Origin of the sequence: Streptomyces sp. NPDC048297 (genome assembly GCF_043201585.1) — a bacterium.
Lineage (GTDB): Bacteria > Actinomycetota > Actinomycetes > Streptomycetales > Streptomycetaceae > Streptomyces.
This window is the reverse complement of record NZ_JBICZA010000023.1, coordinates 110,077-133,250: the sequence shown is the minus strand read 5'-3', so window position 1 is coordinate 133,250 and position 23,174 is coordinate 110,077. Positions and strand designations below refer to the sequence as shown.

Sequence of the window (23,174 nt, the reverse complement as noted above, 5' to 3'; positions counted from 1 at the left end):
GTTACATTCCGAACCCGGAAGCTAAGCCTCACAGCGCCGATGGTACTGCAGGGGGGACCCTGTGGGAGAGTAGGACGCCGCCGAACAATTTTTGGAGAAACCCCCGTATCTATGGATGCGGGGGTTTTCTGCGTTCAGGGCTCGTTTCCCTCCGAAGAGGGAGCGAGCCGCGAAATCCCAAGCGCATCAGAGCCGGCCCGCTGCTTTCAGGGCGAGATAGGCGTCCGCCACTGCCGGCGCCAGATCGTCCGGCGTCGCGTCCACCACCGTCACTCCATGGCGACGCAGCTGTTCCGCCGTACGCTGCCGTTCGTTCTGTGCCTGAGCCGCAGCCGCGGCCTCGTACACCGCGTCCGTGTTCCCCCGGGCCCGAGCCATGCGGGTGATGTGCGGGTCCGCCACGGAGGCGATGAGCACCGTGTGGCGCTGGGTGAGTTGAGGCAGGACGGGCAGCAGGCCCTGTTCCACCGGTGCCGCGTCGAGGGTGGTGAACAGGACGAGCAGAGAGCCTCGACGGGCCGTACGGAGCGCCGTGGCGGTGAGGCCGCGGGCGTCGGTCTCGACGAGCTCCGGTTCCAGCGTCGCCATCGCGTTGACCAGGGACGGAAGGATGTCGCTGGCCGAACGGCCCTGGACGAGGGCGCGCACCCGGCGGTCGTAGGCCAGCAGGTCCACGCGGTCACCCGCGCGGGAGGCGAGCGCGGCCAGGAGAAGGGCCCCGTCCAGGGAGGCGTCCAGACGGGGCACGTCACCCACGCGGCCGGCCGAGGTGCGGCCGGTGTCCAGGACCATCAGGATGTGGCGGTCGCGCTCCGGCCGCCAGGTACGGACGGCGACCGTGGAGTGACGGGCGGTGGCACGCCAGTCGATCGAGCGGGTCTCGTCACCGGGGACGTACTCGCGCAGGCTGTCGAACTCGGTTCCTTCGCCGCGGGTCAGCACGCTGGTACGGCCGTCGAGTTCACGCAGCCGGGCGAGCTTCGACGGCAGGTGCTTGCGGCTGGTGAACGGGGGCAGGACCCGTACGGTCCAGGGGACCTTGTGGGCGCCCTGGCGGGAGAAGAGACCGAGAGGGCCGTAGGAGCGGATGGTCACGCGATCGGCCTGGCGGTCGCCCCGACGCGTGGGGCGCAGCCGGGTGGTCACGCGGCGGCGCTCGCCGGGCGGGACCATGACACGGTGCCGGGAGCCTTCCACCTCGGTGCCGGGCTGCCAGCTGCTGGGCGGCCAGGCGTCCCGCACCCGTGCCCGCAGGGGGCGACGGGAGGGGTTGGTGAGGGTGAGGGTGACATCGGCGGTCTCGCCGAGGCGTGCGGAGGTGTCGCCGGAGCGTGCGAGGACGAGGCGTCGTACGGGCGCAGCGAGCGCGTAGTCGCAGGCACAGGCCAGGGCCAGCGGGCCGTTGACCGCGAGGATGCCTGTCCAGCCGGGTTCCAGGACGCCGACCGGGATGGAGCCGAGGGCCGCCAGGAGGGCGGCACGTCCGGTGAGCGCCATCAGCGCGGGACCAGGACGTTGGCGAGGATGGCGTTGATGACGGAGTCGGCGGTCACACCCTCCATCTCGGCCTCGGGGCGCAGCTGGACACGGTGGCGCAGGGTGGGCAGAGCGAGGGCCTTCACGTCGTCGGGGATGACGTAGTCACGGCCCGTCAGCCAGGCCCAGGCGCGCGAGGTGGCGAGAAGCGCGGTGGCGCCGCGCGGGGAGACGCCCAGGGTGAGGGAGGGCGACTCGCGGGTGGCGCGGCAGATGTCCACCACGTAGGCCGTGATCTCGGGGGAGACGGCCGTCTTGGCGACGGCGGCGCGGGCGGCCTCCAGGTCGGCGGGTCCGGCGACGGGGCGTACGCCGGCGGCGTGCAGGTCGCGCGGGTTGAAGCCCGAGGCGTGGCGGGTGAGGACGTCGATCTCGTCCTGCCGGGAGGGCAGAGGGATCGTCAGTTTGAGCAGGAAGCGGTCCAGTTGGGCCTCGGGCAGGGGGTAGGTGCCCTCGTACTCGACCGGGTTCTGGGTGGCCGCGACCAGGAACGGGTCGGGCAGCGGGCGCGGGGTGCCGTCGACCGTGACCTGGCGTTCCTCCATGGCTTCCAGCAGGGAGGACTGGGTCTTGGGCGGGGTGCGGTTGATCTCGTCCGCGAGGAGGAGGTTGGTGAAGACCGGGCCGGGCTGGAAGGAGAACTCGGCGGTGCGCGTGTCGTAGACGAGGGAGCCGGTGACGTCGCTCGGCATCAGGTCGGGTGTGAACTGGACTCGCTTGGTATCGAGTTCGAGCGCGGATGCGAGCGTGCGGACGAGCAACGTTTTGGCGACTCCAGGGACTCCTTCAAGGAGAACGTGTCCGCGGCAGAGGAGGGCGACGACGAGGCCGGTCACGGCGGGGTCCTGGCCGACCACGGCTTTGGTGATCTCGGCGCGCAGAGCCTCCAGGGAGGCTCGGGCGGCGCCCGCGTCCCCAGGGATCCCGGCGTTGTCAGTGGTCGGGTCCATCATGGACGGCGTACCTCTCTTTCGAGGGCGTCGAGTTGGTCGGTGAGTTTGATGAGGGCCGCGTCGTCGGTGGGCGGCGGTCCGAAGAGGAGGGTGTGCAGGGCCTGTCCGTCGCCGTGCAGGTGGGCGGAGAGGGCGGGGAGCAGGGCTTCGGGGGCGTGCGCCTGGGCGACGGGGACGCCGACGAGGGGGGCGAGGCGTGTGCGGGTGGTGGAGCGCAGGGCGGCGGCCGCGCGGTCGCGGGCGTTGGCCTTGTGGTAGAGGCGGGCGCGGCCTTCGGCGGTTTCGGAGGCGCGGATCGCGACGGGGAGTCGTTCGGCCACGAGGGGGCCGAACCGGCGTCCCCGCCAGAAGGCGGCGAGGGCTGCGGCGATGAACAGCTGCAGGGTGCCCCACAGCCAGCCCGAGGGGAGCAGGTCGAAGAAGCTCTTGCGGTCGCCGGTGTCGGTGACGGGGGAGTCGGCGAGCGAGGGGAGGTACCAGACCAGATGAGGGCGCGAGCCGAGGAGTTGGAGGGCGAGCGAGGCGTTGCCCTGCTCGTCGAGGCGGTCGTTGAAGAGGATGTCGGGCGCGCCGAGGACGACGGTGTCGCCGTCGCCGGAGGCCGCGGGGACGCGGATCAGGGTGGCGAGCCGGTCGCTCGGGTAGCAGGACTCGGCGCCCGGGGCGGTGGTGGTGTAGCGGATGCCGCCGGTGTCGGCGCTGCCGGCGCGCTCGGCCTCGGGCAGGGCGCAGTCGGGGTCGAGTACGGAGTCGATGCTGGTGGCGGGGGACGCGGTGACACCGGGAGCGAGTCGCTCGACGGACCAGGGGCCGGCCGCGACGAGGACGGTGCGCCCGCCGGAGGACGCCGTCGCGGCGCGCAGTTGGTCCTGCTGGCGGTGGGTCAGCAGGTCGGGTACGGCGACCAGGACAGTGGTGTCGGGGCCGGCGGCGGCGCGTGCTGCCGCGAGCGAGGTGACCACGCGCGTGGAGACCCCCCGGTCGGTGAGGAGTTCGGCGACGGCGCGGCTGCCGTAGGGGTCGGCGGAGCGCGGGTCGAGGTCGCCGTGCCGGGTCTGCGAGCGGACGACGGCGATCGCGACGGCCGCGACCAGGAGCAGTACGACGGCGAGCACGATGCCTCGCGTGCGTGTCCACACCTGCCGGGTGGTGGGCGAGAGCGACGTGGCCGGGGGCGCCGTGGCGGCCCGGGTGCTCATTCGGCTGCCCCCTTGGGGGTGTTGTGGGCCGCGCCGGTGGCGCTGCCGGCGAGCGTCGGGCGGGTGCGTTCCAGGTCGCGGTCGAGTTCGGCGACGCGCAGGTACGACAACTCGCTCGCTCGGCGCCCGCCGTATGTGACGTCGTCGAACTCCCGGGCCGCCGAGCGCAGTCGGTCCGCGTGCGCGGGCATGGTGCGGCCGGCCTCTGCGGCGGCTTCGTCGGCGGTGCGGCCGGGGCGGTCGTCGAGGAGGGTGCGTTCCTCCAGGGAGCGGACGATGGCCCGCATGCGTTCCTGGACGGCTTGGTTCCAGTGGCCCTGGGCGGCGTGCGCCTCGGCGGCTGCGCGGTGTTCGGCCGCGCTGCGGGGGCGCTCGTCGAACAGGGCCGTGGCGGAGGAGGGCTGGCGGCGCGGAGTGCCCAGGCGCCACCACAGTGCCGCGAGGACGGCGAGGACGAACAGGATCACGACGACGAGGCCGAGCGTGCCGCCCGGGGTGACGGAGGCGGCCGAGCCGAACAGCTTGCCGACCCAGTCCCAGAACGCGTTCAGGGCGCGCTGGAACAGGCTGGGGTCGTTCTCGTGGTACATCCGTTTGGACAGCTCGCGGCGCGCCGCCTCGCGCGCGGGGTCGCGCGGGATGGTCACCGGCGGCTCGTCCCCGGAGCCACCGAGTGCCAGGACGGCCGTGTCCGCCGCGCGCAGCAGGCGTGCCCCGGCCGAGCCGGCGGCGCCGGGCAGGGCCGGTGCCGCCATGAGAACTCCCCCCGTCAGGCTCACCCCGTCAGCTCCCCGGAACCGCGCCGGGGGCGGGGGCGCCGTGGTCCTGGACACCGGCGGCGCGGGCCAGTTCGAGGTCGAGGGCCTCGCTGCGGATGCGCCGGTCGATGTAGAGGAGCACGGTGACGCCCGCGCTGATCGGGAGCGTGACCGTCGAGCCGATGATCGAGCCGATGCCGCTGATGATCAGGAACGACCAGCCGGCGGAGTGCTGGGCGGTGGCGAACAGGCCCGTCATGCCGTCGCCGCTCACGGCCGCCGCGATGAAGGTGAAGGGGACCACGATGATCGAGGCGGCGATGTTGGTGATGATCCCGGCGAGCAGCTGGATGCCGAGGACACGCCACCAGGAGCCGCGGACCAGCTTGATGGACCGGCTGATCGACTTCACGACACCCTGCCGCTCCAGCATCAGCGCCGGCGAGGCCAGGGAGAAGCGGACCGTCAGCCAGATCTCGACCACGATGGCGGCGAGGATGCCCAGGACGAGCAGGGCGATCGTGAGGGCGTCGTTGCCGCCGATGATCGCGGCCAGGATGCCGGGCAGCGCGCCGACGGCCACGACGCCGACGGAGATGAGACCCAGCAGGAGCAGCAGGCCGAACAGCTTAGGGACCTGCGGGCGGGACTCGCGCCAGGCCTCGCCGGCGCTGACCGGCTTGCCGAGGACGGCACGGCTGGTGACGGTCGTCAGCAGGGCGGTCGAGATGATGGTGCCGACCACGGTGACCAGGCCGACGATGCCGGTGCCGGCCATGAGCGTGCCGAAGGACCGGAGTATCTCCTGCGCCGAGGCGCTGGGGTCGCTGAGGGTGTCGGTGGTGTCGTCCAGGACGAAGCCCTGCAGCAGGATCACACCGAGCTGTGTGACGACCGAGACCGTCAGCGAGATGCCGAGTACCGTGCGCCAGTAGGTGCGCATGGTGGAGACGGCGCCGTCGAGGATCTCGCCGATGCCGAGCGGGCGCAGCGGGATCACGCCGGGCTTGGCCGCGGGCGGGGGACCTCCCCAGCCTCCGTAACCGCCAGGAGTGCCATAACCGCCGGGAGCGCCGTAACCACCCGGGCCGCCGGGGCCACCCCAGCCGGGGCCTCCGTACCCACCGGGACCGGCGGGCGGCGGGCCGCCCCAGCCCGGTCCGGGCGGAGGCGGCGGCGGGGTCTGGCCCGCGTTCGGGGCTCCGGTGGGCGCGGACCACTGGCCGGCCGGTGGCTGCTGGCCAGACCACTGCGCGCCTGGGCCCTGCGGTTGCGTGCCCGGCTGGGCGGGCACGGTGGGGCCGGGACGGTCGGCGGGCTCGGCGGCGCCGGGCTCCCGCCCGTCGGACGACGGGTCGGATCCGGGCGAGGCCCAGCCCGGAGTGTCAGTCATCGAAGCTCCTTCACGGTGCCCGTCCGCGGGCGCGGCGGCAGGTTGGCAGACATCGTGCCATGGGGTGGTGACAGCGTGACCGGCCGCGGTAGGAGCTGCGCACCTTCAATTGTCCTGTGGATACGGGGCAGACTGACCGCATGGCTGATCAGCAGGCACAAGCGGGCGAGGACACGCGGTCGACCGGAATACCCGTACTGCGCTGGGAGGAACCACCCGAAGGTCCTGTACTGGTCCTTCTCGACCAGACGAGGCTTCCGGCCGAAGAGGACGAGCTGGTGTGCACGGACGCGTCGGCGCTGGTGGAGGCGATCCGTACGCTCGCCGTGCGAGGTGCGCCGGTGCTCGGCATCGCCGGGGCGTACGGCGTCGCGCTCGCCGCCGTGCGGGGTTTCGACGTGGAGGAGGCCGCGCGGGCGCTCGAGGGCGCCCGGCCGACCGCGGTGAACCTCTCCGTCGGGGTGCGCAGGGCCCTGTCCGCGTACCGGTCGGCGCTCGCCGGGACCGGTGACACCGGTGCGGCGGCGACGGCGGCGCTGGACGCGGCGCGGACGCTGCACCGGGAGGACGCCGAGGGCAGCACCCGGATGGGAGCCCACGGCCTGGCCCTGCTGGGCGAGCTGCTGCCGGGCGGCGGGCACCGCATACTGACCCACTGCAACACCGGGGCGCTGGTGTCCGGCGGGGAGGGCACGGCGTTCGCGGTGGCCCTGGCCGCGCACCGGGCCGGGCAGCTGAGGCGCCTGTGGGTGGACGAGACGCGTCCGCTGCTGCAAGGCGCTCGCCTGACGGCGTACGAGGCGGCACGCAGCGGCATGGCGTACACCTTGCTCACCGACAACGCGGCCGGTTCGCTGTTCGCGGCGGGAGAGGTCGACGCGGTCCTCGTCGGCGCGGACCGGATCGCGGCCGACGGTTCGGTGGCGAACAAGGTGGGGAGCTATCCGCTCGCGGTCCTCGCGCGGTACCACCATGTGCCGTTCATCGTGGTGGCGCCGGTGACGACCGTGGATCCGCACACACCGGACGGCGCGTCCATCGAGGTCGAGCAGCGCCCCGGCTTCGAGGTGACCGAGATGATGGCGCCCCGGGGCTCGGCGACGGGAGCGGGGAACGGGATTCCGGTGGCTCCGCTGGGGACCCGGGCCTACAACCCGGCGTTCGACGTGACGCCTCCCGAGCTGGTGACGGCGATCGTCACCGAGCGGGGAGTCGTCTCACCGGTGACGGCGCAGGCGCTCGCGGACCTGTGCGGGCGCTCGCCACAGGTGACGACCGGCTAGGCGCGGGCGGACAGTCGTGAGCGTCAGGGGCAGACAGTGACCGTCCGGTACGACTATCGTCACTGGCCAGTGACCTGCCTCACCTGCGGCTCTGTCTTCGTTACGAGAATGGGATGATGTCGTTTATGAAGGGACGAGTCCTTGTCGTCGACGACGACACCGCACTGGCCGAGATGCTCGGCATTGTGCTGCGTGGTGAAGGTTTTGAGCCGTCTTTCGTAGCCGATGGTGACAAGGCGCTGGCCGCGTTCCGTGAGACCAAGCCTGATCTGGTGCTGCTCGATCTGATGCTGCCCGGCAGGGACGGCATCGAGGTGTGCCGGCTGATCCGGGCGGAGTCCGGGGTGCCGATCGTGATGCTGACGGCGAAGAGCGACACGGTCGACGTCGTCGTGGGCCTGGAGTCGGGTGCCGACGACTACATCGTGAAGCCGTTCAAGCCCAAGGAACTGGTGGCCCGTATCCGGGCGCGGCTGCGGAGGTCCGAGGAGCCGGCGCCGGAGCAGCTCACCATCGGTGACCTGGTGATCGACGTGGCCGGGCACTCGGTGAAGCGGGACGGGCAGTCGATCGCGCTGACCCCGCTCGAGTTCGACCTGCTGGTCGCGCTCGCCCGCAAGCCGTGGCAGGTGTTCACGCGCGAGGTGCTGCTCGAGCAGGTGTGGGGCTACCGGCACGCGGCCGACACGCGACTCGTCAACGTGCACGTCCAGCGGCTGCGCTCCAAGGTCGAGAAGGACCCGGAGCGGCCGGAGATCGTGGTGACCGTCCGTGGTGTCGGTTACAAGGCAGGACCGAGCTGACATGTCCGGGGACAGTGCCGCTTCGGCTCCCGGCCGGTCCGGGGACCGTCCGGGGCGGCCTGTCGGCCGGAAGTCGACGGGTTCGCGCTGGGGACGCCTGTTCGAGGGCGGGCTGTTGCAGGGCGGGGTCCAGGGGAGCCCGGTCGTCCGCCTGTTCATGCGCTGGGTGCGTCGTCCGCTGCTGCCCGTGATGCGGCTGTGGCGGCGCAACATCCAGTTGAGGGTCGTCGCCACGACCCTGGTGATGTCGCTGGGTGTCGTCCTGCTGCTGGGCTTCGTCGTGATCGGGCAGGTGCGCAACGGCCTGCTGGACGCGAAGGTGAAGGCCTCCCAGAGCCAGGCCACCGGCGGTTTCGCGGTGGCCAAGCAGAAGGCCGACGAAGCGGCCGCCGGTGCGACCGGCAACGCCGGCGCCGACGGGGTGTCCGCCGCTGACGGACAGCAGTCGCAGAACGTCATCCAGTGGATGAGCGACCTCGTGGAGTCGCTCTCCAGCGGTGGCGCGGGCGCCTTCGACGTGGTGACGCTGCCCGTCGGCGACGACAGCGGCGGTGGGCGCAGCCCGCGTGGTTCCGGGTACGTCAGCCCGACCGACAGCGTTCCCGCCGACCTGCGTGAGCGGGTCAACAGCAGTACGACCGCCGCGCAGAGCTACACCCGGATCGTCTACAGCAACGGCAAGGACTCCCAGCCGGCGCTGGTCATCGGCAAGCAGGTCAACGACCCCAACGGCCACCCCTACGAGCTGTACTACCTCTTCCCGCTCACGCAGGAGGAGAAGTCCCTGAGCCTGGTCAAGGGCACGCTCGCGACCGCGGGACTCTTCGTCGTCGTACTCCTCGGTGCCATCGCCTGGCTGGTGGTGCGGCAGGTCGTCACACCCGTGCGGATGGCGGCCGGGATCGCGGAGCGGCTGTCCGCGGGGCGGCTGCAGGAACGCATGAAGGTCACCGGTGAGGACGACATCGCCCGCCTCGGCGAGGCCTTCAACAAGATGGCGCAGAACCTCCAGGTGAAGATCCAGCAGATGGAGGACCTGTCGCGGATGCAGCGGCGGTTCGTCTCCGACGTCTCGCACGAGCTGCGCACCCCGCTGACCACCGTCCGGATGGCCGCCGACGTCATCCACGAGGCCCGCGAGGACTTCGACCCGGTGACTGCCCGGTCCGCCGAGCTGCTCGCCGACCAGCTGGACCGGTTCGAGTCGCTGCTCGCGGACCTGCTGGAGATCAGCCGTTTCGACGCGGGCGCCGCCGCGCTGGAGGCCGAGCCGATAGACCTCAGGGAGGTCGTGCGGCGCGTCGTCGGCGGGGCGGAGCCGCTCGCCGAGCGCAAGGGCACCCGGATACGAGTCGTCGGCGATCTCCAGCCTGTCGTCGCCGAGGCCGACGCCCGGCGCGTGGAGCGCGTGCTGCGCAACCTCGTCGTCAACGCCGTCGAGCACGGCGAGGGCAGGGACGTCGTCGTCAAGCTCGCCGCCGCGGGCGGCGCGGTCGCCGTCGCGGTGCGCGACTACGGCGTCGGGCTCAAGCCCGGCGAGGCCACCCGTGTCTTCAGCCGCTTCTGGCGGGCCGACCCGGCACGCGCGCGTACCACCGGTGGCACGGGCCTCGGGCTGTCGATCGCCCTGGAGGACGCGCGGCTGCACGGCGGCTGGCTGCAGGCCTGGGGCGAGCCGGGCGGGGGCTCGCAGTTCCGGCTGACGCTGCCGCGGACGGCGGACGAGCCGCTGCGGGGCTCGCCGATACCGCTGGAGCCCAAGGACTCGCGTCGGGGCCGCGGACTCGACGACGCCGGCCGGCGCCGTGGGGACGGGGAGAAGCGGGCGACCGTTCCGGTGCAGCCCGGCGGCACGGTGCCGCCGCTGGCACCAGGTGCCTCGATCCCGCAGCGCAGGCCCGCCGCCACCCCTGTGGCCGACCCGACCGCCCTGCCCGGCAACGGCAACGGCGCGCGCGTGGTGCCCCGGCCCGGTGGCGGACAGCACCCCGACGACAAGCCCGCGGGTCCGGCGACCGACACGCACGAGACGCAACGGGAGCCGGCCGAGGCGCCACGGGGCCTGGCCGAGACGCGACGGGATCCGGCCGAGATACGACGGGATCCGGCCGAGATACGACGGGATCCGGCCGGGGCACGACGGGATCCGGCCGGGCAGCACGACACGACCGAGCCAGGGGAGGCATTTCGTGGGCGCTGACCGCGAGGGAGGCGCCCGGCGCCGACGGGGGCGCACGGTGGCGTACGCCGCCTGCGGGACCGTACTGCTGGCCGGGTGCGCCACGATGCCCGACAGCGGGGACCTGCGGAACGTCGAGTCCACGCCCCGGCAGGACACCGGAGTACGCGTCTTCGCCGTACCGCCCGCCGAGAACGCCTCCTCCAGCGAGATCATGCAGGGCTTCCTGGAGGCGCTGACCAGCGACGATCCGCAGTACGACACGGCCCGCAAGTACCTCACGACACAGGCCGCGCGCGCCTGGCGGCCGGAGAGCTCGACCACCGTCCTCGCCGACGGGCCGAGCATCACGACCGATGCCCCGCCCAGCGGCCGTGAGCAGACCGGGTCCCGCACCTACGTCCTGGCGGGCAACCGGGTCGCCACGGTGGACGCACAACAGGCCTACGCGCCCGCCGACGGTTCGTACAGCACCAAGGTGCACCTCACGAAGGACCCCAAGAACGGGCAGTGGCGCATCGACGCACCGCCCGAGGGCGTCGTCATGGGCAAGTCGGACTTCCAGCGCAACTACACGTCAGTCGACAAGTACTACTTCGCCACCCACACCAGGGTCGGGGCGACCGGGGAGCCGGTGGCGGTCGCCGATCCGGTGTTCGTGCGCAGCAAGGTCGACCCGATGACCCAGATGGTGCGCGCCCTGCTGAAGGGGCCCACCACCTGGCTCGGACCGGTGGTCAGGTCCAGCTTCCCGACCGGTACGGCGCTGCAGAAGGGTGTGTCGGGGCTGACCCCCGACGACCAGAACAGGCTCACGGTCCCGCTCAACGACAAGGCCGCCCGGGTCGGCCAGGCCCGGTGCGCGGAGATGGCCACCCAGCTGCTGTTCACGCTGCGGAACCTGACGCCGACCCTGGAGTCCGTCGAGCTGCGGGGCCCCGGGAGACACCGGTTGTGCGAGCTGACGGAGGAGCGTGCCGAGTCCGACGCCTGGCACGCCTCGGCGCAGAGCCCCGAGTACCTGTACTACCTGGACGGCAAGCACCGGCTGGTGCGGCTGCCGACCGGATCCACCGGGACCAGCGGCGCTCCGGTGCCGGGCGCGTTCGGTGAGGGCGCCAAGATGCTGCGGTCGGTGGCCGTCTCGCGGGACGAGCACACGGGGGCCGGGGTCACCGCCGACGGCAGGTCGCTGTTCGTGACCTCGCTGATCGCCGGTGGTGCGCTCGGGACCCCGGTGGTCACCAGCCAGGGCGTGGACGTGAAGGACGACCGGCTGACCACCCCGAGCTGGGACGCGCGCGGTGACCTGTGGGTGGCCGACCGGGACCCGCGCCATCAGCGGCTGTACGTCCTGGGGGCGGAACAGGGCGCGAGCAAGCCGGTGGAGGTCTCCCTGCCGGACCTGCCCGGCCGGATCGAGGACGTGCGGGTCTCGGCCGACGGGGCGCGGGTCGCGCTGGTCGTCGCGAAGGACGGCAAGCACTCGCTGCTGATCGGCCGGATCGAGCGGGACGACAAGGCGGGTGACCCGCCCGCGGTCGTCGATCCGCGTCCGGCCGCCCCCGACATGGAGCTGGTCACCGCGATGTCCTGGGCGGGCGACAGCCGGCTCGTCGTGGTCGGCCGTGAGCAGGGTGGGGTGCACCAGATGCGGTACATCCAGGTCGACGGCTCCACGCTGGACGGACCGGCGCCCGCGGCCCTCTCCGGCGTGGAGACGATCGCCGCCTCGGAGGACGAACGGGTGCCGCTGGTGGCCTACTCGGAGGACGGGATCGTGCGGCTGCCGACCGGGGCGCAGTGGCAGAAGGTGGACAAGGACGGGACAGCACCGGTCTATCCGGGCTGAGATCGGGTCTGAAGTCTGGGGTGAGGTCCGGGCCGGGGACGCCGGCCTGCTGGATTCCTTGGATTCCTTGCAGCCCCTCACCCGTGTGGGTGAGGGGCTGCGGGCGTTGTCACGGCTTGTCCACAGGGCGCTGTCCACAGGGGTGGCAGGTCCGTCCGGTGGTTGGCACAGTGGTGGACATGCGGGGGTGGTGGCAGGACCTCACCGACCTGGTGCTGCCGGCCGAGTGCGGAGGCTGTGGAGCACCTCGTACGGTGCTCTGCCCGCGGTGCCGGGCGGCCCTGGGCGGAGCCGTGCCGCGCCGGGTGCGGCCGGTGCCGGAGCCGCCGGGGCTGCCGGTGGTGCACGCGGCGGCGCCGTACGCGGACGAGGTGCGCACGCTTCTCCTCGCGCACAAGGAGCGGGGCGCGCTGGCGCTCGCGGGAGCCCTGGGCTCGGCCCTGGCGGGGGCTGTGCGCTCGGGTCTCGCGGTCGGTGCGGCCGGCCGGCGGGGGTCCGGGCCCGTGGTGCTCGTGCCCGTGCCGTCAGCGCGGTGGGCCGTGCGGGCGCGCGGGCACGATCCGGTGCGACGGATGGCGCTCGCCGCGGCCGGGGAGCTGCGGCGCACCGGGACACCGGCCTGGGTGGCCGCGGTGCTGCGGCAGCGGCGGCCCGTCGCGGACCAGGCGGGTCTGGACGCGCGGCAGCGCCGGGAGAACGTGGCGGGCGCGCTGGAGGTGACGGCCGGCGGGGCGCGGCTGCTCGACGGAGGGCGGGTGGTGCTCGTCGACGACCTGATCACGACGGGCGCCAGCCTCGCGGAGGCGGCGCGAGCCGTGCGGGAAACGGTCGGCACCCACCGCGACGGGAGGGGCGAGTGGAGAAATGGAGGGGCGCGGACCGTGTACGCGGGCGCAACTCGGGAAGGAAGGGGGGAACAACAGACGGAATCACGATCGGGGACGGGGAACTGGGTGCATCGTGCACCGGAAAAAGCGGCGTCGAACGTCGGCGAAGTGGCACTCCATGCCGCTGTGGTCGCCGCTCACAGCGTTTCTTTCGGAATAAACAGGAACTGAGGGCGGACTTGCATCGTTGCAGGTAGCGAGGGCGCCAATTCACTTGAACGGAGGTACGCGGCGGTAGAGGGTGACGACATCCGTCCGGGCGAGATATGTTCGGTTGAGAGGAAAGGCGCAGGCCACACCTCCCGAATCCGAATGCCGCGTTGCGGGTTTTCCCCAATCACCTGCTTCGGTGGGGTGGAGATCTTGCCCATGGGGGAGGAGGAGGTGGAGTCACCGAGTCCGGGGTTCCGGGGTTCACCGGAGCCTGGTGCGAAAAGGGAGATGCTCCGCCGACGGAGCGGAGCGATCCGGGAACGGAGTTCTGCGTGGACATCGTCGTCAAAGGCCGCAAGACCGAGGTGCCCGAGCGGTTCCGCAAGCACGTGGCCGAGAAGCTGAAGCTGGAGAAGATCCAGAAGCTCGATGGCAAGGTGATCAGCCTCGACGTCGAGGTGTCCAAGGAGCCCAACCCCCGACAGGCCGACCGCTGTGACCGAGTGGAGATCACGCTCCGCTCCCGCGGGCCGGTGATCCGGGCGGAGGCGTCGGCCAGCGACCCGTACGCCGCACTCGACATCGCCGCGGAGAAACTGGGCGCCCGGCTGCGCAAGCAGCACGACAAGCGTGTGGTGCGCCGCGGCGCACGAAGGATCCCGGCGGCCGAGGTACCCGACCGCGTCCCGGGCGTGGCGACGCTCAACGGCAACGGCCTTCCCGTCCACGACGAGGACATCGAAGGAGTGCCGACCAAGAGGATCGGCTCGCTGGAGGTCAGGGGCGAAGGTCCCCTGGTCGTCCGCGAGAAGACCCACGTCGCTGCCCCGATGAGTCTCGACCAGGCCCTCTACGAGATGGAACTGGTCGGCCACGACTTCTACCTGTTCGTCGACTCCGAGACCAAGGAGCCGAGCGTCGTCTACCGGCGCCACGCCTACGACTACGGCGTCATCCACCTCAGCACGGAGCTGATGGTCGCGGAGGCGACGGCGCCCGTGGCGGGCGGCACGCTGAGCGGCTGAGCCGCTCGATCGAAGCGGAGCAGGTGCCCCTGGAGCGCGTGTGCGCCCCCAGGGGCACCCGTGTGCGACCAGATCGCGCCACGCACGTCACCGCGGTGTCGTCCGGGCATGAAATCATGGCCGTACCGGCCCAACCGGTGGGCCGCTGCCTTGGGTTGGCGATGGCACAGGACCACAGGCCACAGCCTTCAGGGGGAGGAACGATGGCGGACACCTTCGGACCGATGCGCGACGCGGACGTCGGCGACGGCGTCATCGGCATGGGCCCGGACGCGGACACTCCACGCAAGGAACCGATCAGGGTCCTGGTCGTGGACGACCACGCCCTCTTCCGCCGGGGCCTGGAGATCGTGCTCGCGGCCGAGGAGGACATCCAGGTCGTGGGCGAGGCGGGCGACGGGGCCGAGGCCGTGGACAAGGCCGCCGACCTGCTGCCCGACATCGTTCTGATGGACGTGCGGATGCCCAAGCGCGGCGGGATCGAGGCCTGCACCTCCATCAAGGAGGTCGCCCCCAGCGCGAAGATCATCATGCTGACGATCAGCGACGAGGAGGCCGACCTCTACGACGCGATCAAGGCGGGCGCGACCGGATACCTGCTCAAGGAGATCTCCACCGACGAGGTGGCCACCGCCATTCGCGCGGTGGCCGACGGGCAGTCGCAGATCAGCCCGTCCATGGCGTCCAAGCTGCTCACCGAGTTCAAGTCGATGATCCAGCGCACCGACGAGCGCCGGCTGGTGCCCGCGCCCCGGCTGACCGACCGGGAGCTGGAGGTGCTCAAGCTCGTCGCCACGGGGATGAACAACCGGGACATCGCCAAGGAGCTGTTCATCTCCGAGAACACCGTGAAGAACCATGTGCGCAACATCCTGGAGAAGCTGCAGCTGCACTCCAGGATGGAGGCGGTCGTCTACGCGATGCGGGAGAAGATCCTCGAGATCCGTTAGCGGCCGGCCGCCCGGCGCCCGCCCGCCGGCCGAGGTCCGTGCCTAGGCCAGAGCGCGGGCGAGTTCTCTGACGAGGGGCTCGCGGAGTTCGGCGGCCTCCACCCGCTCCACCCGGACGTCCGCGCAGTTCACCCAGGTCGCAGCCTCGATCAGAGCCTGGGCGATGGCGGGGACGGCCTTCGGGCCGTCCAGGGTGACCTGCTTGGCGACCAGGGTCTGGCCCTCGCGGGCCGGGTCGACACGGCCGACCAGCCGCCCGCCCGCCAGCACCGGCATCGCGAAATAGCCGTGCACCCGCTTCTGCTTGGGGACGTAGGCCTCCAGGCGGTGGGCGAAGCCGAAGATCCGCTCCGTGCGCGCCCGCTCCCACACCAGTGAGTCGAACGGGGACAGCAGCGTGGTGCGGTGCCGGCCGCGCGGTGGTGTCGCAAGGGCGGCCGGGTCCGCCCAGGCGGGCCTGCCCCAGCCCTCGACCTCCACCGGCACCAGACCCGAGTCGGCGATCACCGCTTCCACCTGTTCGCCCCGGAGGCGGTGGTAGTCGGCGATGTCCGCGCGCGTGCCGACGCCGAGGGCCTCGCCGGCGAGGCGGACCAGACGGCGCACACACTCGGTGTCGGACAGCTCGTCATGCAGCAGCGTGTCCGGGATGGCGCGCTCGGCGAGGTCGTACACCCGCTTCCAGCCGCGGCGCTCGACGCACACCACCTCGCCGTACATCAGCGCGCGTTCCACGGCGACCTTGGTGCCCGACCAGTCCCACCAGTCGTCGGTCTTCTTCGCGCCGCCCAGCTCGGTGGCCGTCAGCGGGCCCTCCGCGCGCAGCTGCTTGACGACCTGGTCGTAGGTGCCGTCGGGCAGCTCGTGGTTCCAGTGCGGGCGGTCACGGTAGGCGCGGCGGCGGAAGGCGAAGTGCGGCCACTCCTCGACCGGGAGGATGCACGCGGCGTGCGACCAGTACTCGAAGGCGTGCGGCTGTCCCGACGGCGCGCCGAGGGACGGCGCCTTCCAGTAGGCCGACTCCACGGTCCTGAGGCCGACCGCGCCCAGACGCGCGTACGGGACCAGCTCGTGGGAGCGGGCGAGCACCGAGATCGTGTCGAGCTGGACCGCGCCGAGGTGGCGGAGCACCCCGCGGACACCGGCCCGCCGGTCGGGCGCGCCGAGGAAGCCCTGGGCGCGCAGGGCGATACGGCGGGCGTCGTCCGCGGTGAGGGAGGTGGCGGGGCGCGGAAGGGTCGTCATGTCTCGGACGATAGGCGGTGCCACTGACAATCCCCGCTGAGCTGCGCTTTCGTCCCCACGGCGGGGCGACAGCGCCGGACCGGCGGGCTCGGTCGGTCGGGTGCGCGCGGGCGGGTACGGTCCGGTCAGGTGCGCGCGGGCAGGTACGGGGCCGTGGACGGCAGGCCCAGGTCGCACGGGAGCAGGGAGCCGACCCAGCAGTCCCGGCGCACCCCCTTGTTGTTGAGCCCGGAGCGCAGCGTGCCCTCCATGGCGAAGCCCGCGCGCTCGGCCACCGCGCGCGAGGCGGCGTTGCCGACCTCGGCGCGCCACTCGACACGGTCGACGCCCAGCTCGGTGAAGATCCACCGGCAGGCGGTGAGCGTGGCCTCCGTGACGTAGCCGCGGCCACGGTGTTCCTTGGCCGCCCAGAAGCCGACCTCCGCCGTGCCGAGCCCGCGCATCGTGAGGCCGAGCATGCCGGCCAGCTCCCCGCCGGTCAGGAAGACCCCGAACGTGAACATCGAGCCCTGCGACCAGCCGTCGGGGACCATCTCCTCCGTGAAGCCGCGGGCGTGCTCGGGCAGATAGGGCGAGGGGACCACGGTCCAGCGCTGGATGTCGGGATCCTGGGCAGCCGCGTACACCGCGTCGGTGTCGGCCGGACCCACGGTGCGCAGCAGGAGACGGTCGGTGGTCAGCGTGACGGGTTCCATCGCCCGATTCTTCCCCCGACGGCCCGCGTCCCGCCATGGGTTTTCGCCGTGCGTGAGGGCACCATCACAATTCGCGCAATTCCTCGCGATGGCGCGGCACTATCCTCGGTCGCCGCCCGTTGTCCAGGGTGAAGGAGCCAGTCGAACCGCCAGGCCTCCCGGCGCGGCCGGGTCCTCGCATACGATGGCCGTTGCTCAGTACGTCACATGGAAAACCGACCGTCCCAGGCCCGACCGGCAAGGAGACCAGCCCCCGTGTCCGTCCTCTCGAAGATCATGCGTGCAGGCGAAGGCAAGATCCTGCGCAAGCTGCACCGCATCGCGGACCAGGTCAACTCCATCGAAGAGGACTTCGTCGACCTCTCCGACGCCGAGCTGCGAGCCCTCACCGACGAGTACAAGCAGCGGTACGCCGACGGTGAGAGCCTGGACGACCTGCTCCCCGAAGCCTTCGCCACCGTCCGTGAGGCCGCCAAGCGCGTCCTCGGGCAGCGGCACTACGACGTGCAGATGATGGGTGGCGCCGCCCTGCACCTCGGCTACGTGGCCGAGATGAAGACCGGTGAGGGCAAGACCCTCGTCGGCACGCTGCCCGCCTATCTGAACGCCCTCTCCGGAGACGGCGTCCACCTCATCACGGTCAACGACTACCTGGCCGAGCGCGACTCCGAGATGATGGGCCGCGTCCACAAGTTCCTGGGCCTGAACGTCGGCTGCATCCTGGCCAACATGACGCCGGCCCAGCGCCGCGAGCAGTACGAGTGCGACATCACGTACGGCACGAACAACGAGTTCGGCTTCGACTACCTCCGCGACAACATGGCGTGGTCCCAGGACGAGCTTGTCCAGCGTGGCCACAACTTCGCCATCGTCGACGAGGTCGACTCCATCCTGGTCGACGAGGCCCGTACGCCGCTGATCATCTCCGGCCCGGCCGACCAGGCCACCAAGTGGTACGGCGACTTCGCCAAGCTGGTCACGCGCCTGAAGAAGGGCGAGGCGGGCAACCCGCTCAAGGGCCTCGAGGAGACCGGCGACTACGACGTCGACGAGAAGAAGCGCACGGTCGCCATCCACGAGAACGGTGTGTCCAAGGTCGAGGACTGGCTCGGCATCGACAACCTCTACGAGTCGGTGAACACGCCGCTGGTGGGCTACCTGAACAACGCCATCAAGGCCAAGGAACTCTTCAAGAAGGACAAGGACTACGTCGTCATCGACGGCGAGGTCATGATCGTCGACGAGCACACCGGCCGTATCCTTGCCGGCCGCCGCTACAACGAGGGCATGCACCAGGCGATCGAGGCGAAGGAAGGGGTGGACATCAAGGACGAGAACCAGACGCTCGCCACGATCACCCTCCAGAACTTCTTCCGCCTCTACAAGAAGCTCTCCGGTATGACCGGTACGGCGATGACCGAGGCCGCCGAGTTCCACCAGATCTACAAGCTCGGCGTGGTCCCGATCCCGACGAACAAGCCCATGGTCCGCAAGGATCAGTCGGACCTGATCTACCGCACCGAGGTCGCCAAGTTCGAGGCCGTCGTCGACGACATCGCCGAGAAGCACGAGAAGGGACAGCCGATCCTGGTCGGCACCACCTCGGTCGAGAAGTCCGAGTACCTCTCGCAGCAGCTCAGCAAGCGGGGCATCCAGCACGAGGTGCTCAACGCCAAGCACCACGAGCGCGAGGCGCAGATCGTCGCCCAGGCCGGCCGCAAGGGCGCCGTCACGGTCGCCACGAACATGGCCGGCCGTGGCACCGACATCAAGCTCGGCGGCAACCCCGAGGACCTCGCCGAGGCGGAGCTGCGCCAGCGCGGCCTCGACCCCGAGGAGCACATCGAGGAGTGGGCCGCGGCGCTGCCCGACGCCCTGGCCAGGGCCGAGCAGGCGGTCAAGGCGGAGAAGGACGAGGTCGAGCAGATCGGCGGCCTCTACGTGCTGGGCACCGAGCGGCACGAGTCCCGTCGTATCGACAACCAGCTGCGCGGTCGTTCCGGTCGCCAGGGCGACCCGGGCGAGTCCCGCTTCTACCTGTCGCTGGGCGACGACCTGATGCGTCTGTTCAAGGCGCAGATGGTCGAGCGCGTGATGTCCATGGCCAACGTGCCGGACGACGTGCCGATCGAGAACAAGATGGTCACGCGCGCGATCGCGTCCGCGCAGTCGCAGGTCGAGCAGCAGAACTTCGAGACCCGTAAGAACGTCCTGAAGTACGACGAGGTCCTCAACCGGCAGCGCGAGGTCATCTACGGCGAGCGCCGCCGCGTCCTGGAGGGCGAGGATCTGCACGAGCAGGTGCAGCACTTCATGGACGACACGATCGACGCGTACATCGCCGCCGAGACCGCCGACGGCTTCCCCGAGGACTGGGACCTGGACCGGCTGTGGGGCGCCTTCCGCCAGCTGTACCCGGTGGAGGTCTCCGTCGAGGAGCTGGAGGACGCGGCCGGTGACCGTGCTGGCCTGACCGCCGAGTACATCTCCGAGTCCATCAAGGACGACATCCTCGACCAGTACAAGGCCCGCGAGACGCAGCTCGGCTCCGAGATCATGCGTGAGCTGGAGCGCCGGGTCGTGCTGTCGGTCCTGGACCGCAAGTGGCGCGAGCACCTCTACGAGATGGACTACCTCCAGGAGGGCATCGGCCTGCGCGCGATGGCGCAGAAGGACCCCCTGGTCGAGTACCAGCGCGAGGGCTTCGACATGTTCACCGCGATGATGGAGGGCATCAAGGAGGAGTCCGTCGGCTACCTGTTCAACCTGGAGGTCCAGGTCGAGCAGCAGGTCGAGGAGGTCCCGGTCGAGGCCGCCGAGCCGGCCGTCGAGGGCGTCCAGGACACGGTGCCGGCCCAGGCCGGTGCGCGCCCGGAGATCCGGGCGAAGGGGCTGGACGTCCCGCAGCGCCGGGACCTGCACTTCTCCGCGCCCACGGTGGACGGTGAGGGCGGCATCCTGGAGCGGGACCTCGAGGACGACGAGCCGGTGCGCTCCGAGGCGGACGGCCTGACCCGCGCCGAGCGGCGCAAGCAGGCCAAGCAGGGCGGTCGTCGCCGCAAGAAGTGACCTGCGGCGCTTGAGCCGTTCAGCCGGTCTTCGGGGCCGGGCTTCCTTGGAGGCCCGGCCCTTCGGCTTGCCGTGGACGCCGTGGACGCCGTGGACGCCGTGGACGCCGTGGACGTCGCGGGTGACGTGGTGCGGTCGCGAGGCGACGGGGTGTCAGTCCTCGGGGCCGCGGGGCGGCAGGGGGATGCCCAGGTCCACTGCGGTGCAGCGCCACCGCAGGTCCCGGCCCTGTTCCAGGCGGAAGGCCATGGCACGGAGCCGGCGGCCGGCGGCGATGCGGGCGAAGACTTCGAGGGCGCCGGTGCGGGGGACGAAGTAGCCGATGTCGTGGACGACCGGGCTGGGGCCGAGGGTGCGCAGGGGGCTGTGTTCGGCGAGGTGGGCGAGGTCGTCGTAGGCACGGCCCGCGGTGTGGCGGAGCATCCAGTGGACGGGGCGCCGGCCGCTCAGTACGGCCAGCAGGCGGTCGGCGAAGACGTCGGTGGGGCGTTGGCTCGGTACGGCGGTGGCGGGCGCCGTGGCGGGCACGGGAGCGGTCCGGGGGGCGGGCGTAGGCAGGGTCTGGGGGGCGGGCGTGGGCAGGGTCCGGGGTGACCGTGACGGTGACGGCGCTGTCGTGTCCTGCGGCCTCGCCTTCGTGTCTCCGCTGTTCCTGATCGGTGTGCGGGGCGGTGTGCCGCCGGGGCGGCGGGAGTCGTGGCGGGTCGGTGGGCGGTGACGCGGGCGGGTTTGCGGCTGGGGCGTGCGGCTCATGACCTTGTTCATGGGGGTCCCCGTTCGGCTGGCCCGGTTGATACCGGGCGGTAACCAGTTGGTGAGGATCTTGTACGGGGGCCGGGTCCGGTGCGGCAAGGAAGGCGGGACCTCGGGTCGGGGGCCGGGCAGGTTCACTCATCTGTGTGATGGAGGGCCGCGAGATCCCTGTGGTGGAGCTGCCGGACCGGGTGAGGTGCGGGGCGTGAAGTGGACGCCGCCGGGGCCCCGGGCAGGGACTCGAAAGGGGACGGCCGCACGTATCCTGAAGGCCCGTCGGTGACCAGGAAAGAGCGGCCAGCCATGCGCGTCTACGTCCCCCTGACCCTCCCCGGTCTCGCCGAGGCGCACAGGACGGGCGAGCTGGGGAGCAGCCCCTTCGTCGCGTACGGCGTCACGCCCGCGCTGCGGGAGTGGTACCTCTCCGACGACATCGAGGAACTCGAGTACGCCGCGCTCGGCCGGGCCGCGCAGGCCTCGCTGCGGCTGCTGGCGGCCGATTCGGGCGCGGTACGGCGCCGGGTCGTGGTCGCGGTGGACGTGCCCGACGGCGCGACGCGGGTGGACCCGGGCCGGGGGCTCGACCCGGCCGTGCTGGGCGAGGTCACGGTGACCGTCACGGTGTCGCTCGCGAAGGCGGCCGCGGTGCATGTCGACGCCGATGACGCGCGGCAGGACGTGACCGCGGCGGCGGGGGCGCTGACGGCGGCCGACGGCGGGGACGACGACGCGCAGTTCGTCGTGGACGGCGCGGACGACCATGAGCTGCTGTGGTACGCCACGCAGGAGATCCCGAACCTGGTGGATCTGGGCTGAATCGCTCTGAGCTGCAATGAGCTGCGCTGACCTGCGGCAACGGGGTCGGTTGTCGGGATTGTCAGTGGTGGCGGGTACGGTTTTCGGCATGGGGACGTACGCAGGCGCGCACATTGTCTGGGACTGGAACGGGACGCTGTTCCACGACAACGACGCGATCATCGGGGCGACGAACGCCGCCTTCGCCGAACTGGGGCTGGCGCCGATCACGCTGGAGCAGTACCGGGCGCTGTACTGCGTGCCGGTGCCGAAGTTCTACGAGCGGCTGATGGGGCGGCTGCCCACCGATGCCGAGTGGAAGCTGATGGACGGGACCTTCCACCGGCACTACACCGAGCACCGGGTGCGCTGCGGGCTGACCGAGGGGGCGGCCGACCTGCTCGCGGGGTGGCGTTCGGCGGGGCGCAGCCAGTCGCTGCTGAGCATGTACGGGCACGAGGACCTGGTGCCGCTGGTGCGCGGCTTCGGGATCGAGGGGCACTTCATACGTGTCGACGGGCGGACGGGGCCGTCCGGGGGCAGCAAGGCCCAGCACATGGTGCGGCATCTGGAGGCGCTCGCCCTGGCGTCCGGCGTGGTGGAGCCCGCGCGGACCGTGGTGATCGGCGACGCGGCCGACGACGCGGTGGCCGCGGGCCACGTGGGGGCGCGGGCCGTGCTGTACACCGGGGGGTCGCACAGCCGGACCAGCCTGGAGGAGGTCGGGGTGCCGGTGGTGGACACGCTGGCCGAGGCCGTGGCGGAGGCGCGGCGGATGGTGGCGTAAGCGGCTGGCGGCGTGGCTGGCTGGCTGGTGGCGTGGCCGCGGCCCCGGTCGGCGGACCCGCGTCGGGCGGTGAGGGTCAGCTCGCCGGCGCCTTGGCGCGCAGCACCTTGAGGAACTCGCGCATCCACGCCGGATGGTCGGGCCAGCCGCGCGCCGAGACCAGGGTGCCGTCGACGACCGTCTCGGTGTCCTCGAAGTGGGCTCCGGCGGACTGCATGTCCAGTTCGAGCGCCGGGAACGCCGTGACCCGGCGGCCGCGCAGGCTGTCGGTCGCGGCGGTGAGCAGGGGGCCGTGGCAGATCTGGGCGACCGGCTTGTCCGCGTCGAAGAAGGACTTGAGGATCTTGCGCAGTTCGGGGTCGTTGCGCAGGTACTCGGGGGCGCGGCCGCCGGGGATGACGATGGCCGCGTACCGGCCGGGGTCGACCTCGGAGAACGCCAGGTCGGCGGGCCAGGTGTAGCCGGGCTTCTCGGTGTAGGTGTCGTAGCCGGGCTCGAAGTCGTGCACGACGAAGTGGAGTGTCTTGCGGGTGGGGGCCGCGATGTCGACCTCGTAGCCCTCCTCGCGCAGGCGCTGGTAGGGGTAGAGGACTTCCAGGGACTCCGCTGCGTCGCCGGTGATGATGAGGATCTTGGTGGGCATGTCGGCTCCTCCTGCGCGGGCGGGCTTCGCCGGAAGTGCCCGTCGTTTTCAGGGTGCGTCCCCACCCGCCCGAGCGCGAACCGGCAGCGCGGTGCATCCGACCGGGCACGGTGGCCGTACACCACGGTGACTGTGCCGTCCGGTATCGGGCAGCGGGGTCGGCACCCCGGCCGCGTGTCGGATCGTGTGTGGCGGCGCGGGTGCCGGTGTCGCGTC

At 71.7% G+C, this 23,174-nt stretch carries 19 protein-coding genes and 1 rRNA gene; 11 read left to right on the top strand and 9 right to left on the bottom strand.

Annotated features, from left to right (window positions below):
- Positions 1 to 86: ribosomal RNA gene (gene rrf, locus ACGFYV_RS24595) — 5S ribosomal RNA — on the top strand; the annotation flags it as partial.
- A gap of 100 nt (positions 87 to 186) precedes the next feature.
- Here the strand turns inward: rrf and ACGFYV_RS24590 are convergent.
- From ACGFYV_RS24590 to ACGFYV_RS24570, 5 genes are read right to left on the bottom strand one after another with little or no spacing between them, the layout of a single operon-like run.
- Complete coding sequence (locus ACGFYV_RS24590; protein ID WP_393880598.1) at positions 187 to 1,497, bottom strand: DUF58 domain-containing protein; 1,311 nt, start codon at positions 1,495 to 1,497, stop codon at positions 187 to 189.
- Complete coding sequence (locus ACGFYV_RS24585) at positions 1,497 to 2,486, bottom strand: AAA family ATPase (protein WP_393880602.1); 990 nt, start codon at positions 2,484 to 2,486, stop codon at positions 1,497 to 1,499. The genes ACGFYV_RS24590 and ACGFYV_RS24585 overlap by 1 nt, the downstream gene beginning before the upstream one ends.
- Complete coding sequence (locus ACGFYV_RS24580; RefSeq protein WP_393880597.1) at positions 2,486 to 3,688, bottom strand: DUF4350 domain-containing protein; 1,203 nt, start codon at positions 3,686 to 3,688, stop codon at positions 2,486 to 2,488. The genes ACGFYV_RS24585 and ACGFYV_RS24580 overlap by 1 nt, the downstream gene beginning before the upstream one ends.
- Entirely contained in the window at positions 3,685 to 4,467 is a 783-nt protein-coding gene (locus ACGFYV_RS24575; protein ID WP_393880596.1) for a DUF4129 domain-containing protein, read from the bottom strand. The genes ACGFYV_RS24580 and ACGFYV_RS24575 overlap by 4 nt, the downstream gene beginning before the upstream one ends.
- A gap of 4 nt (positions 4,468 to 4,471) precedes the next feature.
- A complete protein-coding gene (locus ACGFYV_RS24570) occupies positions 4,472 to 5,839 on the bottom strand; it encodes a hypothetical protein (protein ID WP_393880595.1) in 1,368 nt (455 codons plus the stop codon).
- Between the two features lie 140 nt (positions 5,840 to 5,979).
- Here ACGFYV_RS24570 and mtnA point away from each other — a divergent pair, with 140 nt between their 5' ends.
- The 7 genes from mtnA to ACGFYV_RS24535 all read left to right on the top strand — a co-directional run bounded on the left by mtnA (position 5,980) and on the right by ACGFYV_RS24535 (position 14,971).
- The gene (gene mtnA, locus ACGFYV_RS24565) at positions 5,980 to 7,122 is read left to right on the top strand and encodes an S-methyl-5-thioribose-1-phosphate isomerase (protein WP_393880594.1); all 1,143 of its coding nucleotides are present in this window, start codon (positions 5,980 to 5,982) and stop codon (positions 7,120 to 7,122) included.
- Positions 7,123 to 7,235: 113 nt separating this feature from the next.
- On the top strand, positions 7,236 to 7,925 hold the full coding sequence (gene mtrA, locus ACGFYV_RS24560; protein WP_191870552.1) for a two-component system response regulator MtrA: 690 nt from the start codon (positions 7,236 to 7,238) through the stop codon (positions 7,923 to 7,925).
- Between the two features lies 1 nt (position 7,926).
- A complete protein-coding gene (gene mtrB, locus ACGFYV_RS24555) occupies positions 7,927 to 10,125 on the top strand; it encodes an MtrAB system histidine kinase MtrB (protein ID WP_393880593.1) in 2,199 nt (732 codons plus the stop codon).
- Complete coding sequence (locus ACGFYV_RS24550; protein ID WP_393880592.1) at positions 10,115 to 11,956, top strand: LpqB family beta-propeller domain-containing protein; 1,842 nt, start codon at positions 10,115 to 10,117, stop codon at positions 11,954 to 11,956. Before mtrB ends, ACGFYV_RS24550 begins: the two co-directional genes overlap by 11 nt.
- 179 nt (positions 11,957 to 12,135) lie before the next feature.
- Entirely contained in the window at positions 12,136 to 13,014 is an 879-nt protein-coding gene (locus tag ACGFYV_RS24545; protein WP_393880591.1) for a ComF family protein, read from the top strand.
- Positions 13,015 to 13,328: 314 nt separating this feature from the next.
- Positions 13,329 to 14,021 (top strand): ribosome hibernation-promoting factor, HPF/YfiA family, encoded by a 693-nt coding sequence (gene hpf, locus ACGFYV_RS24540; RefSeq protein ID WP_393880590.1) that lies wholly within the window; start codon positions 13,329 to 13,331, stop codon positions 14,019 to 14,021.
- Between the two features lie 203 nt (positions 14,022 to 14,224).
- On the top strand, positions 14,225 to 14,971 hold the full coding sequence (locus ACGFYV_RS24535) for a response regulator (RefSeq protein WP_393880589.1): 747 nt from the start codon (positions 14,225 to 14,227) through the stop codon (positions 14,969 to 14,971).
- A 42-nt stretch (positions 14,972 to 15,013) separates the two neighbouring features.
- Here the strand turns inward: ACGFYV_RS24535 and ACGFYV_RS24530 are convergent, their stop codons facing one another.
- The gene (locus ACGFYV_RS24530) at positions 15,014 to 16,216 is read right to left on the bottom strand and encodes a winged helix-turn-helix domain-containing protein (RefSeq protein ID WP_393880588.1); all 1,203 of its coding nucleotides are present in this window, start codon (positions 16,214 to 16,216) and stop codon (positions 15,014 to 15,016) included.
- A 125-nt stretch (positions 16,217 to 16,341) separates the two neighbouring features.
- A complete protein-coding gene (locus ACGFYV_RS24525) occupies positions 16,342 to 16,911 on the bottom strand; it encodes a GNAT family N-acetyltransferase (RefSeq protein WP_393880587.1) in 570 nt (189 codons plus the stop codon).
- 255 nt (positions 16,912 to 17,166) lie between these two features.
- Between ACGFYV_RS24525 and secA the strand changes: the two genes are divergently transcribed.
- Positions 17,167 to 19,980 (top strand): preprotein translocase subunit SecA, encoded by a 2,814-nt coding sequence (secA, locus tag ACGFYV_RS24520; protein ID WP_393880586.1) that lies wholly within the window; start codon positions 17,167 to 17,169, stop codon positions 19,978 to 19,980.
- Between the two features lie 153 nt (positions 19,981 to 20,133).
- On the opposite strand, the gene ACGFYV_RS24515 is transcribed toward secA, so the two are convergent.
- Positions 20,134 to 20,745: an Rv3235 family protein gene (locus ACGFYV_RS24515; protein ID WP_393880585.1), complete on the bottom strand. Its 612-nt coding sequence runs from the start codon at positions 20,743 to 20,745 to the stop codon at positions 20,134 to 20,136.
- A 291-nt stretch (positions 20,746 to 21,036) separates the two neighbouring features.
- On the opposite strand from ACGFYV_RS24515, the gene ACGFYV_RS24510 reads away from it, so the two are divergent.
- On the top strand, positions 21,037 to 21,549 hold the full coding sequence (locus ACGFYV_RS24510) for a DUF6912 family protein (RefSeq protein ID WP_393880584.1): 513 nt from the start codon (positions 21,037 to 21,039) through the stop codon (positions 21,547 to 21,549).
- 88 nt (positions 21,550 to 21,637) lie between these two features.
- A complete protein-coding gene (locus ACGFYV_RS24505; protein ID WP_393880583.1) occupies positions 21,638 to 22,315 on the top strand; it encodes an HAD family hydrolase in 678 nt (225 codons plus the stop codon).
- 76 nt (positions 22,316 to 22,391) lie between these two features.
- Here ACGFYV_RS24505 and ACGFYV_RS24500 read toward each other — a convergent pair whose 3' ends face one another.
- Positions 22,392 to 22,958 carry a DJ-1/PfpI family protein gene (locus ACGFYV_RS24500; protein WP_393880582.1) on the bottom strand — a complete coding sequence of 189 codons (567 nt, stop codon included), beginning with the start codon at positions 22,956 to 22,958 and terminating at the stop codon, positions 22,392 to 22,394.
- Positions 22,959 to 23,174 lie beyond the last annotated feature (216 nt).